The sequence below is a fragment of the Kribbella soli genome (genome assembly GCF_004331345.1).
Lineage (GTDB): Bacteria > Actinomycetota > Actinomycetes > Propionibacteriales > Kribbellaceae > Kribbella > Kribbella soli.
This window is the reverse complement of record NZ_SJJZ01000001.1, coordinates 2,520,672-2,540,961: the sequence shown is the minus strand read 5'-3', so window position 1 is coordinate 2,540,961 and position 20,290 is coordinate 2,520,672. Positions and strand designations below refer to the sequence as shown.

Here is a 20,290-nt window from a genome sequence, read left to right as displayed (position 1 = left end):
GGCGAGTGGCCTGGAGCCTGGCGCATGGTGCTGAACATGCGTTCGGTCCCGGTGCCGCTCGTCGTACTGCGCGCGTGGCGGGGTGGTTCGAGGGCGTGAGTGACGGCGGGGTGCATCGCGTTGCGATGCGGGTCTCGCCGCGGCTGGCGGATCGGAACCCGGCGCTGGTGAAGATCTCGCCGAGGTGGGCGGCGACAGTTGACGTACGGCGGCAGGGTTTGCGGTGGCAGTTGGATCTGCGAGACAACCTGCAAGCCGTTCTGTACTACGCGGGCCGCTACGAGCCCGCGGTACGACGGTTCCTCCTGCACGAGCTGCGGCATGGGGATGTCGTACTCGACGCGGGGGCGAACATCGGAGTACATGCGTTCACCGCAGGGAAACGGTTGAAGGAGCTCGGTGGCGGGCGGGTGATCGCGTTCGAGCCGGCCGCCGACATGGTGGCGAAGTTGGGCGCCGGTGCGGCGCGTAACGACGTACCGCTGGAGGTTGTGCCGGCTGCGTTGGGCGAGCGACCGGAACTGGCGACGCTGCGGACAGACAGCCGGTACGACGAGGCGGACGCGGGCGTGCGTTCGCTGTACGGCGATGGCGACGTGGTGCAGGAGGTGTCCGTGGTTCGGCTCGACGACTGGGCGAGGGAGCACGAGCTCGACCGGCTGGATGTGGTCAAGCTCGACATCGAAGGATCTGAGAGCGCTGCGCTCACCGGTGCGACCAGGACGCTGAAGCGGTTGCAGCCGCGCGCCTTGCTCGTGGAGGACAAGCGCAGCGATTCGAGCGCGCGGCTGCACGCCGTACTGGACGAGTGTGGTTACCTGCCGACTGGCGAGGTGCTGGACCGGAACGCGGTGTTCAGGCCGGAGCTCACGGGGTGAGTTGGCCGCCGTTGACCTCGATGATCTGGCCGGTGACGTAGGACGACATCCGGTCGGAGGCCAGGAAGAGGATGGTGCCGACGCACTCGTGCGGGGTGCCGGTGCGGCCCATCGGGATGGCGGTGAGCATGGCCTGCATCTGGGCGTCGCCGGTGTGGCGGTCGTGGAACGGGGTCTTGATCACGCCTGGGGCGATCGCGTTCACCCGGATACCTTCCGGCGCGAGCTCCTTCGCGAGTCCGCGGGTGAACGTGCTGACTGCGCCCTTCGACGTCGCGTAGACCACCGACCCGCCCGCTCCGCCGGTGCGCGCGGCGATCGAGGTGACGTTGATGATCGAGCCGCCGCCCTGCGCCCGGAACACCGGGACGATCCGCCGGGAGAGCGCGAACACCGAGGTCAGGTTGACGTCCAGGATCCGGTGGAACTCCTCGTCCGGTACGTCGGCGATCGCGGACCGGTTGACCAGGTCACCGGCGTTGTTCACGAGTACGTCGATCCGCCCGTGCTGCGCGAGCACCTCGTCGACGAATGCGTTTGCGGCGTTCGGGTCGGCGAGATCCGCCTGGTGCAAGGACGCCGTACCGCCGGCCGTCTGCACGGCACCCACGGTGTGCTTCGCGCCCTCTTCGTTGCGGTGGTAATGCAGCGCGACCGTCGCCCCGGTCTCCGCGAAACCCACCGCCGCCGCGGCCCCGATTCCGCTGCTGGCCCCGGTCACCACCACAACCTGATCCCTGAAATCCAGATATGCCATACGGCCTATCCTCTCCCGGCGCCGGTGTGAACGCGCCGGACGGCCGGATGGCGGGAGCCGGGCAGGGGTATTTTCGAGGGATGGGATACGCGCTCGGGGAGCTGGGGCTCCGGCGGTGGCGGACTGGTGATGCGCTGCGGCTGGTGGTCGCCCATGACGATCCGGAGATGGTGAATCAGGGCGGGATCGTGGACCGGGCGTCCGCCGTCGACTGGATCGGGCGCGTCGCGGACCTGGACAACGGGCACGTGTACGCCGTGGCGGACGCGGACGATCATCCGATCGGGTGCGTGGGGGTGACGAACATCGACCGGCACCGGGTCGGCTGGACCTGGTACTGGACGCTCGCCGACGTCCGCGGCCAGGGTGTCGCGCGGGACTCGCTGCGCGCGCTCGCGGGCTGGGCCCACCACGACGCCGGCCTGTACCGCCTCGAACTCGGCCACCGCCTCAACAACCCGGCCTCCTGCGCGGTCGCCGCCGGCGCCGGTTTCCTCTCCGAAGGCGTCGAACGCGAACGCCTCGCCTACGACGGCACCCGCTACGACGTAGAACGCCACGCCCGCCTGATCACCGACCCCCTCCCCCAGCCCCAGCGCACAGTCCGCATCACCGACTGACCAACGCGTGCAGTAGGACGGGTAGTGTCCAGCGACTCGTAGTGCAGCTGAGCGTGTTCGCGTCCGCGCGTACGGCGTCTCACGGGTGCACTACCCGTTCGTCCGCACATATCTGTCGGTGGCTGCGGTTAGCGTCCGGAGGTATGACGTTCGATGTCGTTCTGACTGACGAGCCGACGGCCGCGGACGAGGCGTTCGTGTCGGACGGGCTGGACGAGTTCAACTTCGCCGCCGCCGGCGTGCAGGATCGGCAACCACTTGCGGTCCTGGTCAAAGACCCAGACACCGGCGAGACGCTCGGCGGGCTCACCGGGCGGACCTCGCTCGGGCTGTGGTTCGTCGATCTGCTCTACCTACCCGAGAAGCTCCGCGGCTCCGGCCTCGGCACCAGGATTCTCGCGGAGGCCGAAGCCGAGGCGGGTCGGCGCGGGTGCGTGAGCGGCGTCGTGTACACGATCCAGTTCCAGGCGCCCGAGTTCTACGCGCGGCACGGCTGGACAGAGTTCGGCCGGATCCCGATCAGCGGTGGACGGAGCCGGATCTTCTTTCGGAAGGAACTCAGAGCGTGAGCTTCGGGTGGCGGTTCACGTCCTTGTAGAGGAGGTAGCGGAAGCGGCCGGGGCCGCCGGCGTAGCAGGCCTGGGGGCAGAAAGCGCGGAGCCACATGAAGTCGCCTTCCTGCACCTCCACCCAGTCCTTGTTCAGCAGGTAGACGGCCTTGCCCTCGAGCACGTACAGCCCGTGCTCCATCACGTGCGTCTCCGGGAACGGGATCACCCCGCCTGGCTCGAACGACACGATGTTGACGTGCATGTCATGCCGTACGTCGTCCGGGTCCACGAACCGCTGCGTCTTCCAGCGACCCTCGGTGCCGGGCATCTCCCGGCCCTCGACGTCCGCCTCGTTGGTGACGAGCGCCGGCGGTACGTCGATCCCGTCGATCCGCTCGTACGCCTTCCGCACCAGGTGGAACGTCGCGACCGCGTCGCTGGTGTTCCGCACCGTCCAGTCGCCGCCCGGCGGCAGGTACGCGTACCCGCCCTCGACCAGCGTGTGCTTCTCCCCGGCGACCGTCAGCACAAGGTTGCCGGAGACAACGAACAGCACGGCCTCGGCGGCCGGGTCCGTCTCCGGCTTGTCGCTCCCGCCGCCCGGCCCGACCTCGACGATGTACTGCGAGAACGTCTCCGCGAACCCGGACAGCGGCCGCGCGATCACCCACAACCGGGTGTCGTCCCAGAACGGCAGCCGGCTGGTGACGATGTCGCGCATGGTGCCGCGCGGCAGGACGGCGTACGCCTCGGTGAAGACCGCGCGGTCGGTGGTGAGGTCGGTCTGCGCGGGTAGTCCGCCCTTCGGCGCGTAGTAGCTCATCGTTCTCCTCGGGTCAGCAGGCGGCCGCGTGGGTCGGCGGCGATGTCGACGGGTTCGCCGCGGAGCCAGGTGCTCCGGACGACACCGGTCAGCGTGCGTCCGTCGTACGGCGTGATGGCGTTCTTGTGCTGGAGCTGCTGCGCGTCGACGGTGAAGGTCTCGTCGGGGGCGAGGACGCAGAAGTCGGCGTCGTACCCGACCTCGATCCCGCCCTTCGTCGCCAGGCCGGTCTGCGCGGCTGGGGCGGCGGCCATCCAGCGGACGACGTCGGACAGGGTGAAGCCGCGGCCGCGGGCCTCGGTCCAGACGGCGGGCAGGCCGAGCTGCAGCGACGCGATCCCGCCCCAGGCGGTGCCGAAGTCGCCGGTGTCGAGGTGCTTCAGGTCGATCGTGGACGGCGAGTGGTCGGACACGACCTGGTCGATCGTGCCGTCGCGCAGCCCCTCCCAGAGCAGTTCGCGGTTCGCGGCCTCGCGGATCGGCGGGCAGCACTTGTACTGCGTGGCGCCGTCGGGAATGTCCTCGGCGGTGAAGCTCAGGTAGTGCGGGCAGGTCTCCGCGCTGATCCGTACGCCGTCGTTGCGGGCCTTCGTGAGCAGCGGGAGGATGTCGGCGCTCGACACGTGCAGGATGTGTACGCGACAGCCGGTCTCACGGGCGAGGTCGATGACGTGGGCGACCGCCTCGTTCTCGGCCACGCGCGGGCGGGAGTTGAGGAACGCTTCGTAGCTCGCACCGTTCGGTGCGGTCGCCTCGTCGATGCGGTGAGCGTCCTCGGCGTGCACGATCAGCAGACCGTCGAAGGTGCTGAGTTCGTGCATCGCGGCCGCGAGCTGGTCGGCGTCCAGTGGGGGGAACTCGTCGACGCCCGAGTGCAGGAGGAAGCATTTGTAGCCGAACACGCCGGCGTCGTGCAGCGGGCGGAGGTCGGGGACATTACCCGGGATCGCGCCACCCCAGAAGCCGACATCGACGTACGACTGGGTCTCGGCGGTCTTGCGTTTGAGGGTGAGCGCCGGGACGTCGCAGGTCGGCGGGATGCTGTTCAGCGGCATGTCGACGATCGTGGTGACGCCGCCTGCTGCCGCGGCCTTGGTCGCGGAGGTGAAGCCTTCCCAGTCGGTGCGGCCAGGATCGTTGACGTGCACGTGGGAGTCGACGAGGCCGGGCAGCAGTACTTCGTCGTCACCGAGCCGCAGTTCCGTCGCGGCGTCGAGCTCCACGTCGTACGGCGAGATCGCGACGATCCGCCCGTCCCGCACGCCGACCGCGGCCGGCTGCTCCCCGTCGGCCCGCACAACCCGGCGGGCCCGAACCACGAGATCCAGAGCGCTCATGCGATCCCTTTCGCCGTTCGTGCCATCGTAAGGTGATCCACCACGATCCGTTGGCCGAGCTCTTCGAGCAACGGACGTGGCTCGGCGAGGCACCGCCGTACATCGGGTTCCACGTCGGTGAGCGCGTAGGCCGCCGACAGTCCGATCCTCCGGAGTTGTTGCGGTTCCAGGCGGTTGACGCCGCAGACAGCGACGGTTGGGATGCCATCGGCCGCCGCGGCTACTCCGGCGACTGCTTTGCCGTGGAGGGTCTGCTCGTCGAGGGCGCCTTCGCCGGTGATGACGAGGTCGGCGCCGGTTAGTTGGTCGCGGAAGCGGACGAGGTCCAGGACCAGGTCGATCCCCGGGCGGAGTTCGGCGGCTAGCAGTGCTAGCGCCGCAAACCCGACCCCGCCGGCGGCCCCCGCGCCAGGAACGTCGCGCAGGTCGCTGCCGGTTTGCTCGGCGACAAGATCAGCCCACCGGGTGAGCCGGGCATCCAGCTCCGCGACCTGCTGCGGACTCGCCCCCTTCTGCGGCCCGTAGACAGCCGCTGCCCCCCGCGCCCCCGTCAACGGATTGTCCACATCGCACGCCACCACCACCCGCACACCGTCGAGCTTCGCTGCGACAAGCGCCAGGGTCTGGGAACTAGCAATAGCCTGTTCCCAGTCCCCAGGGGGCGTGATCGGCCCCGGTGAGTGCGTCAGGCCGGCGATCAGTCCGACGCCGCCGTCGGTGGAGGCGCTGCCGCCGATGGCGAGGATGATGCGGGTGCAGCCGGCGTCGAGGGCTGCCGCGATCAGTTCGCCGGTGCCGTACGACGTCGCCGTCAGGGGAGCTGGGATGCCGTCGGGGAGGCGGACGAGACCCGAAACGTCCGCGAGCTCGACTACTGCGGTGTCGCCCAACCTCGCATACCCGCTCGGGACCGGCTCGCCGGTGGGGCCGGAGGCGACGATCGGGACGTGGGTGTAGCCGGCAGCGACGGCGGCGCTGAGGGTGCCGTCGCCGCCGTCGGCCACCGGTACGGAGACCACGGTCGCGTCGGGGCAGACTCGTCGTACCCCGGCGCCGACCGCGTCCGCGACCTCGGCGCTCGTCAAGGTGCCCTTGAACTTGTCCGAGGCAACGACCACCCGGAGCCCCGCGGAGACCTGCGCGTTCATCAGTCCAGCAACGCGAGGGCGGTGGGCGCGTCCTCCGGCGAGATCGCCAGGTCCTCGAACTCGATGACGTTGTCGATCTCGACCCCCATCGACACGTTCGTGACCCGCTCGAGGATGACCTCGACGACGATCGGGACCTGGTGCTCGACCATCAGCTTCTTCGCCTGTTCCAGCGCCGGCAGGATCCCGTCCGGCTCGGAGACCCGCAGCGCCTTGCAGCCCAGGCCTTCCACGACCTTGACGTGGTCGACGCCGTACCCGTTGACCTCGGGGCTGTTGATGTTCTCGAAGGACAGCTGCACGCAGTAGTCCATGTCGAAGTTCCGCTGCGCCTGGCGGATCAGGCCGAGGTACGAGTTGTTCACCACCACGTGGATGTACGGGATGTTGAACTGCGCCCCGACCGCCAGCTCCTCGATCAGGAACTGGAAGTCGTAGTCGCCCGACAACGCCACCACCGTGCTGTCCGGATCCGCGACCGCGACGCCCAGCGTCGCCGGGACGGTCCAGCCGAGCGGTCCGGCCTGGCCGGCGTTGATCCAGTGCCGCGGACGGTACACGTGCAGCATCTGCGCCGCCTGGATCTGCGACAGCCCGATCGTGCTGACGTAGCGGACGTCCGGCCCGAAGGCCCGGTTCATCTCCTCGTACACACGCTGCGGCTTGATCGGCACCGCGTCGAAGTGCGTCTTGCGTTGCAGCGTCGTACGGCGTTCGCGGCACTCCGCGGCCCACGCCGTACGGTCCGTCAGCCTTCCGGCCGCGGCCCATTCGCGGGCCACCTCGACGAAGACCTCGAGGGCGGCCCGCGCATCGGACACGACTCCGTAGTCGGGCGCGAACACCCGCCCGATCTGCGTCGGCTCGATATCCACGTGGATGAACTTCCGCTCACCGCGATAGACATCCAGCCCGCCGGTGTGCCGATTGGCCCACCGGTTGCCGATCCCGAGGACCAGGTCGGAGGCCAGCATCGTCGCGTTCCCGTACCGGTGCGAGGTCTGCAGTCCGACCATGCCCGCGCTCAACGGGTGGTCGTCCGCGATCGCGCCCCAGCCCATCAGTGTCGGTACGACGGGAACGCCGGTGAGCTCCGCGAACTCGACGAGCAGGTCGGCCGCGTCGGCGTTGATGATGCCGCCACCGGCGACGATCAGCGGCCGCTCGGAGTCCGCCAAGAAGGACAGCACCTTCTCCGCCTGCGCCCGGGTGGCCGCAGGACGCGAGACCGGAAGCGGCTCGTAGGTGTCGATGTCGAAGTCGATCTCGGTGAGCTGTACGTCGATCGGCAGATCGATCAGCACCGGACCCGGCCGGCCTTCGCGCATCACCTGGAACGCCTTCTGGAAGGTGCCCGGGACCTGCGCGGCCTCCATCACCGTGACCGCCCACTTGGCGACCGGCTTCGCGATCGAGGAGATGTCGACGGCCTGGAAGTCCTCCTTGTGCAGCTTCGCGACCGGCGCCTGGCCGGTGATGCACAGGATCGGGATGGAGTCCGCGGAGGCGGAGTACAGCCCGGTGATCATGTCGGTTCCGGCCGGTCCCGACGTACCGATGCAGACGCCGATGTTGCCGGCCTTGGCCCGGGTGTACCCCTCGGCCATGTGCGACGCGGCCTCGACGTGCCGGGCGAGCACATGCTTGATGCCGCCGTGGGCGCGGATCGCGCTGTAGAACGGGTTGATCGCGGCGCCGGGCAGCCCGAACGCCTGCGTCGACCCTTCCTTCTCCAGGATCAGTACGGCGGCATCGACCGCGCGCATGCGGGCCATCAGCTGACCGCCTTGCCGGACAAGCGCTCAACGCCGCGGAGCAGCGCGGAGTGGTCGAGGCCGCCGTCGCCGTTCGCACGGGCCGAGGCGACCAGCTGCGCCACCAGGGCACCCAGCGGTACGACGACGCCCGCCTCGCGCGCGGCCGCGGTGACGATCCCCATGTCCTTGTGGTGCAGGTCGATCCGGAACCCGGGCTCGAAGGAGCGCGACAGCATGTTCTCCTTCTTCTGGTTCAGCACGGTGGATCCGGCCAGGCCGCCGCCCAGGACCTCGAGAGCGGCCTTCGTGTCGACGCCGTACGCCTCCAGGAAGACGACCGCCTCGGAGACGGCCTGGATGTTCGCGGCGACGATCAGCTGGTTGGCGGCCTTGACCGTCTGGCCGGAGCCACTCGGGCCGACGTGCACAACGGTCTTGCCGACCACGTCGAAGAGTGGCTTGGCCTCGGCGAAGTCGTCCCCCGAGCCGCCGACCATGATGGACAGCGCGGCGTTCTTGGCACCGGCCTCGCCACCGGAGACCGGGGCGTCGAGCAGCCGGAAGCCGAGGGCGCGGGCCTGCTCGGCGAGCTGCTGCGTGACGTCCGGCCGGATGCTGGAGAAGTCGATGATCAGCGCGCCGGTCTCGGCGTTCTGGAAGACCCCGTTCTCACCTTCGAGGACGTCCTGGACGTCGGGCGAGTCCGGCACCATCACGCAGATCACGTCGACGCCCTTGACCGCGTCACCGATCGAGGTCGCGGCCCGGCCGCCGGCGGCGATCAGGGCTTCCGCGCGCTCCGGCGTACGGTCGAGGCCGGCGACTGTGTGGCCGGCGTTGGCGAGGTGGACGGCCATCGGGTTGCCCATGATGCCGAGGCCGATGAAGGCGATATTCGTCATGTTCGTCTCCTAGGGGAAGTCAGCGGCGCTCGTACGGCAGCCAGCCGAAGCTTGCTTCTGAGGTGGTGGACGGCTTGTACTCGAGTCCGACCCAGCCGGCGTAACCGCATCCCTCGAGGGCGGTGAGCTGCTGGTCGAGCGGGAGCGTGCCGGTGCCGGGCTCGTTGCGGCCCGGGTTGTCGGCGATCTGCACGTGGGCGACCCGGTCGGCGTGCTCGGCGATCACCCGGTCGACGTCGTCGCCGTTGACCGCGAGGTGGTACAGGTCCGCGAGCAGCCCGACATTCGGTACGTCGTACGCCGCCTGGACGCGATCGATCACCGCGAGCGCGTCGGACGCGACCTTGAGCGGGTAGCGCTCGGCGCCGCTGACCGGCTCGACGAGGACGGTGGCGCCGATCCGCGCGGCGGCCTGGGCGGCGAGGGCGAGGTTCTCGACGGCGAGGTCGTCCTGCTCCTGCTCGCTGCTGCCGTCGACACGGTTCCCGTACAGGGCGTTGAAACCCTGGGTACCGAGCCGCTCACCGATGCCGACGGTGACGTCGACGTTGTCGCGGAACTCGCTCGACCGCTTCGGCCAGGACACCAGGCCGCGGTCGCCGCCCGGCATGTCACCGGCGAAGAAGTTCAGGCCGGTGAGCTGCACACCGGCGTCGGTGATCGCGTTCACGAACGCGTCGACCTGCCGCTCCGGCGGGACGGCCTCGACGAACGGCCACCAGAACTCCACCGCGCTGAACCCCGCCCGCCGAGCAGCCGCCGGCCGCTCGAGCAGAGGCAACTCGGTGAAGAGCAAAGAACAGTTCACCGTGTACTTCAGCTGGTGACTCATCCCGACTCCATCTTCCGCATTGTGGAATTTAACTTCTGCTCTGTGAAATGACCATAAACTCGGAGCCGATGGTCGTCAAGGCGCCGGCGGAGATGAAGGGCTGTCCTCCGCGTACGCGCGCGTTGTACGTTCCTCTAAAGGGATTCGGGCCGGAGGTACGTCGTGTTGCTGGCTGAGTTGCTGGATGCGCCGGAGCTCGGGTTGCGGTTGATGCACTCGGCGGGCGGGACGCTCGACCGGCCGATCGGGCGGCTCGTGACCACCGACCTGCTGGAGCCGGGGCGGTACCTGAGCGGCGGCGAAGTGGTGCTGACCGGGCTGGTCTGGCGGCGGCAGGCCGCCGACAGCGAGATGTTCGTGGCCTCGATGGCCGGCCGCGGAGCGACCACGATCCTGGCGGGGAAGGCGCAGCTCGGCGACGTACCGGCTGATCTCCTGGAGGCGTGCCGGCGGCATGACGTGACGCTGGTCGAGGTGCCGATCGAGGTCGCGTTCGCGGATGTGACGGAGTACGTCGCGGCGGCGGGATCGGCCGAAACGGGCGCGCGGTTGTCTGCGAGCCTGGTGCGTCAGCGGCAGCTGCTGTCGTCGATCGCGGCCGGGCGCAGTCTCGACGAACTCGCGGCGCGGATCTCCGCCGAGATCGGGCACGACTGCCGCGTGCTGACCCCGACCGGGCGCCACGTCGTACCGGGTCCGAGCGAGCTCGACGCCGAGACCGTCGACGCTGTGACGCGACGATTCCTCACCGCTGATCGGATGCCGGCCGTGGCGGTTGCGCCGAAGGAGGCGGGAGGCTCGCCGTACAGCCTGTTCCCGGTCGGATCGGGGTTCGGCAACCGGCTGACCGCGTGGGTGCTGGTCATCGACGGCGACCACGCGACCTGGTCCCGCGATCACGTCGAGGCGGTGCACGAGCTGAGCGCGATCGCCGCTCTGGACCGCGCCCGCCGCGACGAGGGCCGCCGCGCCTTGCGCCCGTTGGTCGCCGACGCCCTCGCCCTGGTCGAGTCGGGCGCGCCACAGGCCGAGGTCGCCGCGCGGCTCCGGCAGGCGGGCGCGCACTCGGAGCGGCCGATGGTCGTCGCGGTCGCCGAACTGCGGGAGGACGGCCCCGGCGAGGTCGCGCTGAGCCTGCTCGAGGACGTCGCCCTCACGGTCGGGCCGGCCGTTGTCGCCCCTGGCCGAGACGATCTGCTCGTCGCGTTCCTGCCCTTCACCCCCGAGCTTCCCGAGCACCTGCGACGGGCTTTCGGACGTCTCGCTCCGGGCCTCAATCGGTCCCGCCTGACGGTCGGGATCAGCGGGGAGACGTCGATCGACGCGCTCGCCGGCGCGCTCGAGGAGGCCCGGTTCGCGCAGCGGGCGGCCAGGGCGGCGCGGGCGCCGGTCTCGGTGGTGACGTCGGACGAGGTCGCCTCGCACGTCCTCCTCCTCGGCACGCTCCCCGACGACGTACGGCGCACCTACAGCAACCGCGTCCTCGGAGCGGTCCTCGACCACGACCGCCGTACCCATGCCGACCTGCTCATGACGCTGCAGGCGTTCCTCGCCTGCTCGTGCTCCTGGACGCGTACGGCGGAGTACCTGCATCTGCACGTGAACACCGTTCGCTACCGGATCGAACGCGTTGAGCAACTAACTGGACGCGATCTGTCGACCCTCGAGGACCGGGTGGACGTGTTCCTCGCCTGCAAATCGCTCTAGTTGTGTGATCACACAAAACGGAGCGTTCTCCGGCCGTTCATCTTCGGAGGTTCACGGGGTGCAATCCACAGCTCACTGAGTCGATGCTCGGGTGCAGGTCAAATCCCCGCCGCCCCACGCAGCCGAGGAGCGTGTCCCGATGAAGGCAGTCCTGCGACCGAGCCGCCATACCAACCGCCATCCTGTCGACCAGGTGCTGCCACCTGTGAAGCTGGCGGTGTACGGCGCTCAGCACGTACTGGCGTTCTACGCCGGGGCGGTGATCGTACCGATCCTGCTCGCCAGTGCGATCGGACTCACCACCGAGCAGCTCATCCACCTGATCAACGCCGACCTCTTCACCTGCGGCATCGCCTCGATCATCCAGTCGGTCGGGTTCTGGAAGGTCGGCGTACGGCTGCCGCTGCTGCAGGGCGTGACGTTCACCGCGGTCTCGCCGATGATCGCGATCGGCCTCGCGGCCGGTGGCGGGACCGACGGTTTGCTGGTGATCTACGGCGCCGTTCTGGTCGCCGGGCTGGCCACGTTCTTCATCGCACCGTTCTTCAGCAAGCTGATCCGGTTCTTCCCGCCAGTGGTGACCGGCTCGGTGATCACGATCATCGGTTTGGCGCTGCTGCCGGTCGCGGCCGGGGACGCGGTCGGCGGCGCCGGCCCGACGGCGGCGCCGACCAGCGGCAAGAACATGGCGTACGCGCTCGGCACGCTCGCGCTGATCGTCCTGATCCAGCGCGTCTTCAAGGGCTTCATGGCGACCATCGCGGTCCTGGTCGGTCTGGTCGTCGGGACCGTGGTGGCCTGGGCGTTGGGCGACGCGCACTTCGGCGCGGTCGGCGACGCGGCCTGGGCCGGCGTGACGACACCGTTCTACTTCGGCTGGCCCAAGTTCTCGGTCGCGGCGATCATCTCGATGGTCGTGGTCATGCTGATCACCGCGGTGGAGACCACCGGCGACGTGTTCGCGACCGGTGAGATCGTCGAGAAGCGGATCGGCCGCGACGACATCGCCCGGGCGCTGCGGGCCGACGGCCTGGCGACCACGATCGGCGGCGTCTTCAACTCGTTCCCCTACACCTGCTTCGCCGAGAACGTCGGCCTGGTCCGGCTGACCCGGATCCGCAGCCGGTGGGTGGTCGCGACCGCGGGCGCGATCATGATCCTGATCGGGCTGGTGCCGAAGGCCGGTGCGATCGTGGCCGGCGTACCGCACCCGGTGCTCGGCGGCGCGGCGCTGGCGATGTTCGCGACCGTGGCCGTGGTCGGGTTCCAGACGCTCGCGAAGGTCGACTTCCACGACCACCGCAACGTCGTGATCGTGGCGACCAGCGTCGGTCTGGCGATGTACGTGACCGCGCAGCCGCAGGTCGCGCAGGCGGTGCCGGACTGGGCCGAGATCATCTTCGGCAGCGGCATCACGCTCGGCAGCCTGACCGCGATCGGCCTGAACATCCTGTTCCACCACGTCGGCAAGAGCTTCGGCCCGGCGGTGGCGGGTCAGCCCGGTGACACGGTGCGGCTGGACCAGGTGAACGAGATGACCCGCGAGGAGTTCGTCGAGACGTTCGGCGCCCTGTTCCAGGGTCCGCGCTGGGCCGTCGAGCGGGCCTGGGAGATGCGGCCGTACGCCGACACCCACGCGCTCCGGCGCTCGTTCCAGGAGGCGCTGTTCTCCGGTTCGCGCGACGAGCAGGTGGAACTGATCCAGGCGTACCCGCAGCTCGGATCGCAGTTCGTCGCCGACGGTCTCAGCGGAGAGGCGTCGCTTCGGGACCAGTCGGACAAGGGCCTGACGTTCCTCGGCGACCCGGAGCGGGACGAGCTGACCGCGATCACTTCGGCGTACGAGGAGCGTTTCGGCTTCCCGCTGGTGATCTCGGTGCGCGACGCTGAGTCGTACGAGCGGATCGTCGAGCAGGGTCGTGAGCGACTGGGCAACTGCGAGAACCAGGAGCACGCGGCCGCGCTGCTCGAGATCGCGAAGATCGCCGGCTACCGGTTCGACGACTTCGTCTCCGACGCCAACCCGATCCACAGTGCACGCACCCGATGGAGCACGAACCGATGACTACGCAAGCCCTCCGCGCCCCTGCTTTGACCGTGAACGGTGAGCTCACCGCTCTTGGCGACATCTCTGTCCACACCACCGTGCTCGACTGGCTGCGGGACCGCGGCCTGACCGGCGCCAAGGAGGGTTGTGCGGAAGGCGAGTGTGGCGCCTGCTCGGTGATGGTCGCCCGCCCCGGCACCGACTCGCAGACCGAGTGGACCGCGGTGAATGCGTGCCTGCTGCCGGTCGCGTCGCTGGACGGCCAGGAGCTGGTCACGTCGGAGGGCCTGGGTTCTCCGGCCGAGCTGCACCCGGTCCAGCAGGAGATGGCGGTCCGCGGTGGCTCCCAGTGCGGGTACTGCACGCCGGGCTTCATCTGCAGCATGGCGGCGGAGTACTACCGGCCAGGCCGTGCATGTGGCGAGGGCGATCACGAGCACGGGCCGAACGGATTCGACTTGCACTCGTTGAGCGGGAACCTGTGCCGGTGCACGGGCTACCGGCCGATCCGGGACGCGGCGTACGCGCTCGATGCCCCCGCCGAGAACGACACATTTGCCGCCCGCCAGGACGCGGCCCCGCCCGCCCCCGTGGCGACGGGAATGGTGTCCACCGAGGGCGAGTTCGTCCGGCCCGCTTCGCTTGACGGAGTGTTGGAGTTGATCGCGGAGCAGCCGGACGCGCAGCTCGTGGCCGGGTCGACCGACCTCGGTGTGCAGGTGAACATCTTCGGCTCCCGCCCGTCGCTGACGATTGCGATCGACCGACTGGAGGAGCTCCGCGAGTTCTCCTTCGGCGTTGACGAGGTCCGGTTGGGTGCGGCGCTGACCCTGACCGAGATCGAGCGGCGACTCGCGGGTCGCGTCCCGTTGCTCGCTCAGCTGATGCCCCAGTTCGCCTCGCGGTTGATCCGCAACGGCGCGACGATCGGCGGGAACCTCGGCACCGGCTCACCGATCGGCGACGCTCCGCCGGCTCTGCTCGCGCTCGACGCATCGCTCGTCCTCGCGTCCCGGCGGGGCGAGCGCGTCGTACCGCTGGCGGAGTACTTCACCGGTTACCGACAGACTGTCAAAGATCCGGACGAACTGATCCGGACGATCGTGATCCCGTTGCCGTTGGCACCGATGACCGCGTTCCACAAGATCGCCAAGCGGCGCTTCGACGACATCTCCAGCGTCGCGATCGGGTACGCCGTCGACGTGACGGACGGCGTGGTCCGCGAGGCCCGCATCGGGCTCGGCGGCGTCGCGGCGACCCCGTTGCGCGCCCGGGAGACCGAGGCCGCGTTGGTCCGGCGTCCATGGACCGAGGAGACCGTGCGGATCGCGGCGGGGGTGATGGCCGCGGAGGGTACGCCGATGGACGATCACCGCGCCAGCTCGTCGTACCGCTCGGCGATGCTCGGCCAATCGTTGCTGCGTTTCTATTTTCAGGGGGTCGGCGCATGAGCTCGTTGTCGGAACGGCCTGCTGCTGCGGTCGTCGGCGTACCGATGCCGCACGAGAGCGCCGCGCTGCACGTGACCGGGGCCGCCTTGTACACGGACGATCTGGTGATGCGCACCCGCGACGTACTGCACGCTTGGCCGGTGCAGTCGCCGCACGCCCACGCGCGCGTGACCGCGCTCCGGGTGAAGCCGGCGTACGACGTGCCCGGTGTGGTGCGCGTGTTGACGGCGGACGACGTACCGGGGGTGAACGACGCCGGCGTGAAGCACGACGAGCCGCTGTTCCCGGGTGAGGTCATGTTCAACGGGCATGCGGTGTGCTGGGTGCTCGGGGAGACGTTGGAAGCCGCGCGGCTCGGGTCGTTGGCGGTGGAGGTCGAGTACGAGCCGCTGCCGTCGTTGGTGAGTGTGCGCGAGGCGATCGAGGCGGGGAGCTTCCAGGGCATCGGGCGGCACCTGGAGCGTGGTGATGTCGAGGACGCGTTGGCCGGGGCATCGCATGTGTTCAGCGGGGAGTTCGAGTTCGCTGGGCAGGAGCACTTCTACCTCGAGACGCATGCGGCGTTGGCGTTGGTGGACGAGTACGGGCAGATCTTCGTGCAGTCGAGCACGCAGCACCCGTCGGAGACGCAGGAGATCGTCGCGCATGTCCTCGGGCTGGCCAGTCACTCGGTGACGGTGCAGTGCCTGCGGATGGGCGGGGGCTTCGGCGGCAAGGAGATGCAGCCGCACGGGTTTGCCGCGATCGCCGCGCTGGGCGCGACGCTGACCGGGCGGCCGGTGCGGTTGCGGCTGAACCGGACGCAGGACATGACGATGTCGGGGAAGCGGCACGGGTTCCACAGCTCGTGGACCGTCGGGTTCGGGGCCGACGGCAAGCTCGTCGCGCTGGATGCCACATTGACGGCCGACGGAGGGTGGAGTCTCGACCTGTCGGAACCGGTGCTGGCGCGGGCGATGTGCCACATCGACAACGCGTACGAGATTCCGCATGTGCGCGTGGACGGGCGGATCGCTCAGACGAACAAGACGTCGCAGACCGCGTTCCGCGGGTTCGGCGGGCCGCAGGGGATGCTCGTGATCGAGGACATCCTCGGACGGTGCGCCCCGCTGCTCGGGTACGACGCATTGGAGCTGCGTCGGCGGAACCTCTACCAGACGGGCGATTCCACGCCGTACGGGCAGCCCGTCAGGCACGCGGACCGGCTGGAGTCTTGCTGGAGCCAGGTTCTTACTGCTGGGGATGTGGGGGAGCGACAGGTTGAGATTGCGGCGTTCAATGCGACGCACGAGCATGTGAAGCGCGGGCTGGCGATGACTCCGGTGAAGTTCGGGATCTCGTTCAACCTGACTGCGTTCAACCAGGCCGGGGCGCTGGTGCACGTCTACAAGGACGGCTCGGTGCTGATCAACCACGGCGGCACCGAGATGGGGCAGGGCCTGCACACGAAGATGCTGCAGGTCGCGGCGACCACGCTCGGTTTGCCGTTGGCGCGGGTACGGCTGGCGCCGACGCGGACCGACAAGGTGCCGAACACGTCGGCGACCGCGGCGTCCTCGGGTGCTGATCTCAACGGCGCGGCGATCAAGAACGCGTGCGAGCAGATCCGGGAACGGCTGGCGCAGGTCGCCGGCGGACGGCTCGGGATCAGCCCGTCGGACGTGCGCTTCGTGGACGGTGTCGCACGCGGCCTGTCCGGCGACGGCGTGGACTGGAACGAGCTGGTGAATCTCGCCTACCACCAGCGGGTGCAGCTCTGGGCGGCCGGCTTCTACCGGACCGAGGGCCTGCACTGGGACGCCAACGCGATGCGGGGCGAGCCTTTCAAGTACTTCGCGTACGGCGTTGCGGCGTCCGAGGTCGAGGTCGACGGGTTCACCGGGTCGTACACCCTGCGCCGCGTCGACATCGTGCACGACGTCGGGGACAGCCTCAGCCCGTTGATCGACATCGGCCAGATCGAAGGCGGTTTCGTGCAGGGCACCGGGTGGTTGACGCTCGAAGACCTCCGCTGGGACGAGAGCTCCGGTGATCGCCGCGGGCGTTTGTCCACCCAGGCGGCGAGCACGTACAAGCTCCCGAGCTTCTCCGAGATGCCGGAGGTCTTCAACGTCACGCTGCTGGAGAAGGCCCATGAGGACGGTGCCGTCTACGGCTCCAAGGCCGTCGGCGAACCGCCGCTCATGCTGGCGTTCTCCGTCCGCGAGGCGCTGCGCCACGCAGCGGCAGCCTTCGGATCGGCTGGCACCAGCGTCGACCTCCCGTCACCGGCCACACCTGAGGCTGTCTACTGGGCGGTCGATCGGGTTCGGGGAGGTGTCTCGTGGAGTGGGTGAAGGCGGTTCAGCGATTGCGATCGGCCCGCCGTCCTGGAGTTCTCGTCACCGTGATGTCCGTTCGGGGGCATGCGCCTCGGGAGGCCGGGGCGAAGATGGTTGTTGCCGCCGACAACGTCTGGGGGACGGTGGGTGGCGGGAACCTGGAGGCCCTGGGCGTCGAGCGTTCGCGGGCGATGATCGCTGACGGTGTCGCGGCGCCTGAGGTGTTGACGGCGGCGTTGTCCGACAAGGCGCCGTACCAGCACGGAGTGCAGTGTTGCGGTGGTGAGGTGAAGTTGTTGCTGGAGCCGTTGCCTGTGGTGCCGTCGGTGGCGATCTTCGGGGTCGGGCATGTGGGGCTGGAGTTGGCGCGGGTTCTTGCGCGGCACGATCTCGAGCTGCATCTGATCGACTCGCGGGCCGACCAGTTGACGCCTGATCGGCTAGCAGTGCTAGATGATGCGGTCGCGCACGTCCATGTCCACAACGTGCCGGTGTTGCCGGAGCTCGTCGTCGGTGAGCTTCCGCCCGGCACGCACGTTTTGATCATGACGCACGATCATGCCGAGGATGCCGCGCTCTGCGACGCGGCGATTCGGAACGAGGAGCTGGCGACCATCGGGTTGATCGGCTCCAGTGCGAAGTGGACCCGATTCCAGCGGAAGCTCGCTGAGGACGGCAATTCGGCTGACGCGATCGCGCGGATCACCACGCCGATCGGTCTGTCCGATCTTCCCGGCAAGGAGCCGGCCGTGATCGCGGTGAGCGTCGCGGCCTGGCTCCTGCAGCAATTCGTCGCCGAGCGGCATCCCGCGTCGGCCCATACTGCCGTGCGTCGCCCCCCGCCGGCTCAGCGTGAGGCAAAGGCATGACTCTTTATCGTGGCACGTTCATCGACACGCCGGAGAACCCGTTCGACGGCGGCGGCCTGCGGGTCGACAGCGACGCGGGGCTGCTGGTCGAGGACGGGATGATCGTTGCCCGTGGCCCGTTCGCGGAGATCCGCCAGGCGCATCCCGCCGAGCAGGTCGTGGATCTGCGAGACGGCGTCGTACTGCCCGGATTCGTCGACACCCACGTGCACTTCCCGCAGATCCGCGCCGTCGGCGGCCTCGGGTTGCCGCTGCTCGAATGGCTCGACCGGTACGCCCTCCCCGAGGAGGCGCGGATGGCCGACGTCGACTATGCGGCAGGCGTGGCCAACGAGTTCGTCCGCGGACTGGCAGCGGCCGGTACGACGTCGGCGCTCGTCTTCGGCGCGCACTACGCCGACGCCGTCGACACGCTGTTCGACGCCGCGTCCAAGGTCGGCCTCCGCATCACTTCCGGGCTCGTGCTCAGCGACCGCCTGCTCCGGCCGGAGCTGCTCACCACCCCGGTCCGCGCGTACGCCGAGTCGCTCGCCCTCGCGAACCGCTGGCACGGCGTCGGCCGCAACCGGTACGCCGTGACACCGCGCTTCTCGCTCTCCTGCACGGACGAGCTGCTCGCGACGTGCCGTGAACTGATGGACGCCATCCCGGGCGCGCTGTTCACCTCACACGTGAACGAGAACGAGGCGGAGATCGCGAGCGTCGCCGACCTGTTCGGGGGCAGCGACTACGTGACGACGTACGACCGGCACGGCCTGGTGGACCGGCGTACCGTGCTCGCGCACAACGTCCACCCGACGGACGTGGAGCTGAAGACCTTGGCGACCAGCGGCGCGACGGTTGCGCACTGCCCCACGAGCAACGCGGCGCTCGGCAGCGGGTTGTTCCCGCTGACGCGACACCTGCAGTTCGGCGTCCGCGTGGCGCTCGGATCGGATGTCGGCGCGGGCACCGGCTTCTCGCTCCTGAAGGAGGGTCTCCAGGCCTACTTCTGCCAGCAACTCCAAGGCGACCAGGGCCGCCCGCTCTCGGCCGCCCACCTGCTCTACCTCGCCACAACCGCCGGCGCCGAGGCCCTCGACCTCCCCCAGGTCGGCCACCTCTCGGTGGGCCACCACTTCGACGCCCAACTCCTCCGCCCCGCCGAAGGCTCCCCCCTGGCCGTAGGCCTCGCCCACGCCGAAGACACCGAAGAAGCCCTGGCCCGAATCTTCACCCTAGGCACCCCCGCCGACGTCCAAGCCGTCTGGATCAACGGCGACCTCCTCCACTGATCACCCCCGCCGGGGACCGGGAACTAGCAATTGCCTATTCCCAGTCCCCGCGGCATATGCCGACAACGCCCGCCCCAACCGAGCGGCGGTTTCGTGGGGGCGGTCCAGGTCGGCCCACTTGACGCGGGCTACGCCGTACCCGCGCTCGCGGAGGCGGTCCTCGCGCCATTTCTCCGCCAGTACGGCGTCTGCCGCGTTCTCGGCGTACTTCATCGCGCCGTCGAACTCGACGATCAGGACGCCCGCGAGCAGGAAGTCGACCCTTCCGATCAGCCCGCCGGCTTCGTCCCGGATCTCCACCTGCAGCTCTGGCTCGGGTAGACCGTGGTTCGCCATCAGTACGCGGAGGCGCGACTCGCCTACCGACTCACTCCGGCCGTCCGCAAACAGCACAGCAGCCTGCGCCGCCGGCAACCCACGCCAGTGGCGATGCCGGCGCACAGCCGCGACCAACTGCTCACGGGTCGTCGGTGGCTTACGGAGGGCGGCGTCGGCCAGGACCACGCCGACCTCGTACGACGTCGTACAGGCGGTCTCCACGATCGCTCGCTCGACGCTCGTGACCTTCAGGCCGCCCAACTCGACGATCTCGTCGGCGGACGTCGTACCGCGATGCACCCGAACCCCTCGCCCGGTGCGAGCCCCACCGGACGCCACGCGCGTGAAGTGCGCCCTCGACAGATCGGTCCCCCAGACGGGCAACCCGTGGAGCATGGCCGCGGACTGATGACTCACGACGACGCCGCGAAGCCGCTCACTCGCCATCCGCACGTTCAGTAGGTGAAGCCTCGTCGCGTGCTCCCAAGGAGGTTCGTCCGAGGGCCAGGCCCGCGGGTCGACGTACGAGTTGAAGCTCAACCTGAGCCACTGCCCGCTGCGCACCCGTTGCCGTAGCTCGCTGTCGCTGTAGCCGGCGGCGAGTGCATCCGGGCGCGTGAACCACCCGCCCCGCGCCGCCGCGATCACTTCCAATCGCCTGTTCATGCCCAAGAAGGTGCACGTCTCGCGCGCCGCGT

Annotated in this window: 17 protein-coding genes; 9 read left to right on the top strand and 8 right to left on the bottom strand. The window is 69.3% G+C overall.

All coding sequences use genetic code 11. The features are described 5' to 3' along the window. Nucleotides 1–95 precede the first annotated feature (95 nt). A complete protein-coding gene (locus E0H45_RS12785) occupies nt 96–878 on the top strand; it encodes an FkbM family methyltransferase (RefSeq protein WP_238154937.1) in 783 nt (260 codons plus the stop codon). On the opposite strand, the gene E0H45_RS12780 is transcribed toward E0H45_RS12785, so the two are convergent. Next, nucleotides 868–1,635 carry an SDR family NAD(P)-dependent oxidoreductase gene (locus tag E0H45_RS12780; protein WP_131337293.1) on the bottom strand — a complete coding sequence of 256 codons (768 nt, stop codon included), beginning with the start codon at nt 1,633–1,635 and terminating at the stop codon, nt 868–870. The two genes, E0H45_RS12785 and E0H45_RS12780, sit on opposite strands and share 11 nt — an antisense overlap. Before the next feature lie 80 nt (nt 1,636–1,715). On the opposite strand from E0H45_RS12780, the gene E0H45_RS12775 reads away from it, so the two are divergent. Beyond that, nucleotides 1,716–2,255, top strand: a complete 540-nt coding sequence (locus tag E0H45_RS12775) for a GNAT family N-acetyltransferase (protein WP_131337291.1) — start codon at nt 1,716–1,718, stop codon at nt 2,253–2,255. Nucleotides 2,256–2,398: 143 nt separating this feature from the next. Continuing rightward, nucleotides 2,399–2,824 carry a GNAT family N-acetyltransferase gene (locus E0H45_RS12770; RefSeq protein ID WP_131337289.1) on the top strand — a complete coding sequence of 142 codons (426 nt, stop codon included), beginning with the start codon at nt 2,399–2,401 and terminating at the stop codon, nt 2,822–2,824. On the opposite strand, the gene E0H45_RS12765 is transcribed toward E0H45_RS12770, so the two are convergent. From E0H45_RS12765 to E0H45_RS12740, 6 genes are read right to left on the bottom strand one after another with little or no spacing between them, the layout of a single operon-like run. Then, nucleotides 2,814–3,629 (bottom strand): bifunctional allantoicase/(S)-ureidoglycine aminohydrolase, encoded by an 816-nt coding sequence (locus tag E0H45_RS12765; RefSeq protein ID WP_131337287.1) that lies wholly within the window; start codon nt 3,627–3,629, stop codon nt 2,814–2,816. The two genes, E0H45_RS12770 and E0H45_RS12765, sit on opposite strands and share 11 nt — an antisense overlap. Then, nucleotides 3,626–4,966: an allantoinase AllB gene (gene allB / locus E0H45_RS12760; protein ID WP_131337285.1), complete on the bottom strand. Its 1,341-nt coding sequence runs from the start codon at nt 4,964–4,966 to the stop codon at nt 3,626–3,628. The genes E0H45_RS12765 and allB overlap by 4 nt, the downstream gene beginning before the upstream one ends. Then, the gene (locus tag E0H45_RS12755; RefSeq protein WP_131337283.1) at nt 4,963–6,114 is read right to left on the bottom strand and encodes a glycerate kinase; all 1,152 of its coding nucleotides are present in this window, start codon (nt 6,112–6,114) and stop codon (nt 4,963–4,965) included. Before E0H45_RS12755 ends, allB begins: the two co-directional genes overlap by 4 nt. Continuing rightward, nucleotides 6,114–7,889 carry a glyoxylate carboligase gene (gene gcl, locus E0H45_RS12750; protein WP_131337281.1) on the bottom strand — a complete coding sequence of 592 codons (1,776 nt, stop codon included), beginning with the start codon at nt 7,887–7,889 and terminating at the stop codon, nt 6,114–6,116. The genes E0H45_RS12755 and gcl overlap by 1 nt, the downstream gene beginning before the upstream one ends. Further along, on the bottom strand, nt 7,889–8,773 hold the full coding sequence (locus E0H45_RS12745) for a 2-hydroxy-3-oxopropionate reductase (protein ID WP_131337279.1): 885 nt from the start codon (nt 8,771–8,773) through the stop codon (nt 7,889–7,891). The genes gcl and E0H45_RS12745 overlap by 1 nt, the downstream gene beginning before the upstream one ends. A 19-nt stretch (nt 8,774–8,792) precedes the next feature. Further along, nucleotides 8,793–9,605, bottom strand: coding sequence for a hydroxypyruvate isomerase family protein (locus E0H45_RS12740; protein WP_131337278.1), 813 nt, complete (start codon nt 9,603–9,605; stop codon nt 8,793–8,795). Between the two features lie 162 nt (nt 9,606–9,767). Between E0H45_RS12740 and E0H45_RS12735 the strand changes: the two genes are divergently transcribed. The 6 genes from E0H45_RS12735 (at nt 9,768) to guaD (ending at nt 19,274) form a co-directional block, all read left to right on the top strand. After that, entirely contained in the window at nt 9,768–11,312 is a 1,545-nt protein-coding gene (locus E0H45_RS12735; protein WP_131337277.1) for a PucR family transcriptional regulator, read from the top strand. 139 nt (nt 11,313–11,451) lie between these two features. Continuing rightward, the gene (gene uraD / locus E0H45_RS12730; RefSeq protein WP_131337276.1) at nt 11,452–13,377 is read left to right on the top strand and encodes a 2-oxo-4-hydroxy-4-carboxy-5-ureidoimidazoline decarboxylase; all 1,926 of its coding nucleotides are present in this window, start codon (nt 11,452–11,454) and stop codon (nt 13,375–13,377) included. Further along, the gene (locus E0H45_RS12725; RefSeq protein ID WP_131337275.1) at nt 13,374–14,810 is read left to right on the top strand and encodes a xanthine dehydrogenase small subunit; all 1,437 of its coding nucleotides are present in this window, start codon (nt 13,374–13,376) and stop codon (nt 14,808–14,810) included. The genes uraD and E0H45_RS12725 overlap by 4 nt, the downstream gene beginning before the upstream one ends. Further along, the gene (xdhB, locus tag E0H45_RS12720; protein ID WP_131337273.1) at nt 14,807–17,146 is read left to right on the top strand and encodes a xanthine dehydrogenase molybdopterin binding subunit; all 2,340 of its coding nucleotides are present in this window, start codon (nt 14,807–14,809) and stop codon (nt 17,144–17,146) included. Before E0H45_RS12725 ends, xdhB begins: the two co-directional genes overlap by 4 nt. Beyond that, nucleotides 17,134–18,000 (top strand): xanthine dehydrogenase accessory protein XdhC, encoded by an 867-nt coding sequence (gene xdhC / locus E0H45_RS12715; RefSeq protein WP_131337271.1) that lies wholly within the window; start codon nt 17,134–17,136, stop codon nt 17,998–18,000. The genes xdhB and xdhC overlap by 13 nt, the downstream gene beginning before the upstream one ends. Further along, a complete protein-coding gene (guaD, locus tag E0H45_RS12710) occupies nt 17,997–19,274 on the top strand; it encodes a guanine deaminase (RefSeq protein ID WP_131337269.1) in 1,278 nt (425 codons plus the stop codon). The genes xdhC and guaD overlap by 4 nt, the downstream gene beginning before the upstream one ends. On the opposite strand, the gene E0H45_RS12705 is transcribed toward guaD, so the two are convergent. Further along, complete coding sequence (locus tag E0H45_RS12705; RefSeq protein ID WP_131337267.1) at nt 19,275–20,258, bottom strand: type IV toxin-antitoxin system AbiEi family antitoxin domain-containing protein; 984 nt, start codon at nt 20,256–20,258, stop codon at nt 19,275–19,277. Nucleotides 20,259–20,290: the final 32 nt, after the last annotated feature.

Bases quoted from the DNA above. Each gene is read 5' to 3' on its own strand.
- E0H45_RS12780 (WP_131337293.1), bottom strand. From the start codon at position 1,635: ATGGCATATCTGGATTTCAGGGATCAGGTTGTGGTGGTGACCGGGGCC.
- E0H45_RS12775 (WP_131337291.1), top strand. From the start codon at position 1,716: ATGGGATACGCGCTCGGGGAGCTGGGGCTCCGGCGGTGGCGGACTGGT.
- E0H45_RS12770 (WP_131337289.1), top strand. From the start codon at position 2,399: ATGACGTTCGATGTCGTTCTGACTGACGAGCCGACGGCCGCGGACGAG.
- E0H45_RS12765 (WP_131337287.1), bottom strand. From the start codon at position 3,629: ATGAGCTACTACGCGCCGAAGGGCGGACTACCCGCGCAGACCGACCTC.
- allB (WP_131337285.1), bottom strand. From the start codon at position 4,966: ATGAGCGCTCTGGATCTCGTGGTTCGGGCCCGCCGGGTTGTGCGGGCC.
- E0H45_RS12755 (WP_131337283.1), bottom strand. From the start codon at position 6,114: ATGAACGCGCAGGTCTCCGCGGGGCTCCGGGTGGTCGTTGCCTCGGAC.
- gcl (WP_131337281.1), bottom strand. From the start codon at position 7,889: ATGGCCCGCATGCGCGCGGTCGATGCCGCCGTACTGATCCTGGAGAAG.
- E0H45_RS12745 (WP_131337279.1), bottom strand. From the start codon at position 8,773: ATGACGAATATCGCCTTCATCGGCCTCGGCATCATGGGCAACCCGATG.
- E0H45_RS12740 (WP_131337278.1), bottom strand. From the start codon at position 9,605: ATGAGTCACCAGCTGAAGTACACGGTGAACTGTTCTTTGCTCTTCACC.
- uraD (WP_131337276.1), top strand. From the start codon at position 11,452: ATGAAGGCAGTCCTGCGACCGAGCCGCCATACCAACCGCCATCCTGTC.
- E0H45_RS12725 (WP_131337275.1), top strand. From the start codon at position 13,374: ATGACTACGCAAGCCCTCCGCGCCCCTGCTTTGACCGTGAACGGTGAG.
- xdhB (WP_131337273.1), top strand. From the start codon at position 14,807: ATGAGCTCGTTGTCGGAACGGCCTGCTGCTGCGGTCGTCGGCGTACCG.
- guaD (WP_131337269.1), top strand. From the start codon at position 17,997: ATGACTCTTTATCGTGGCACGTTCATCGACACGCCGGAGAACCCGTTC.
- E0H45_RS12705 (WP_131337267.1), bottom strand. From the start codon at position 20,258: ATGAACAGGCGATTGGAAGTGATCGCGGCGGCGCGGGGCGGGTGGTTC.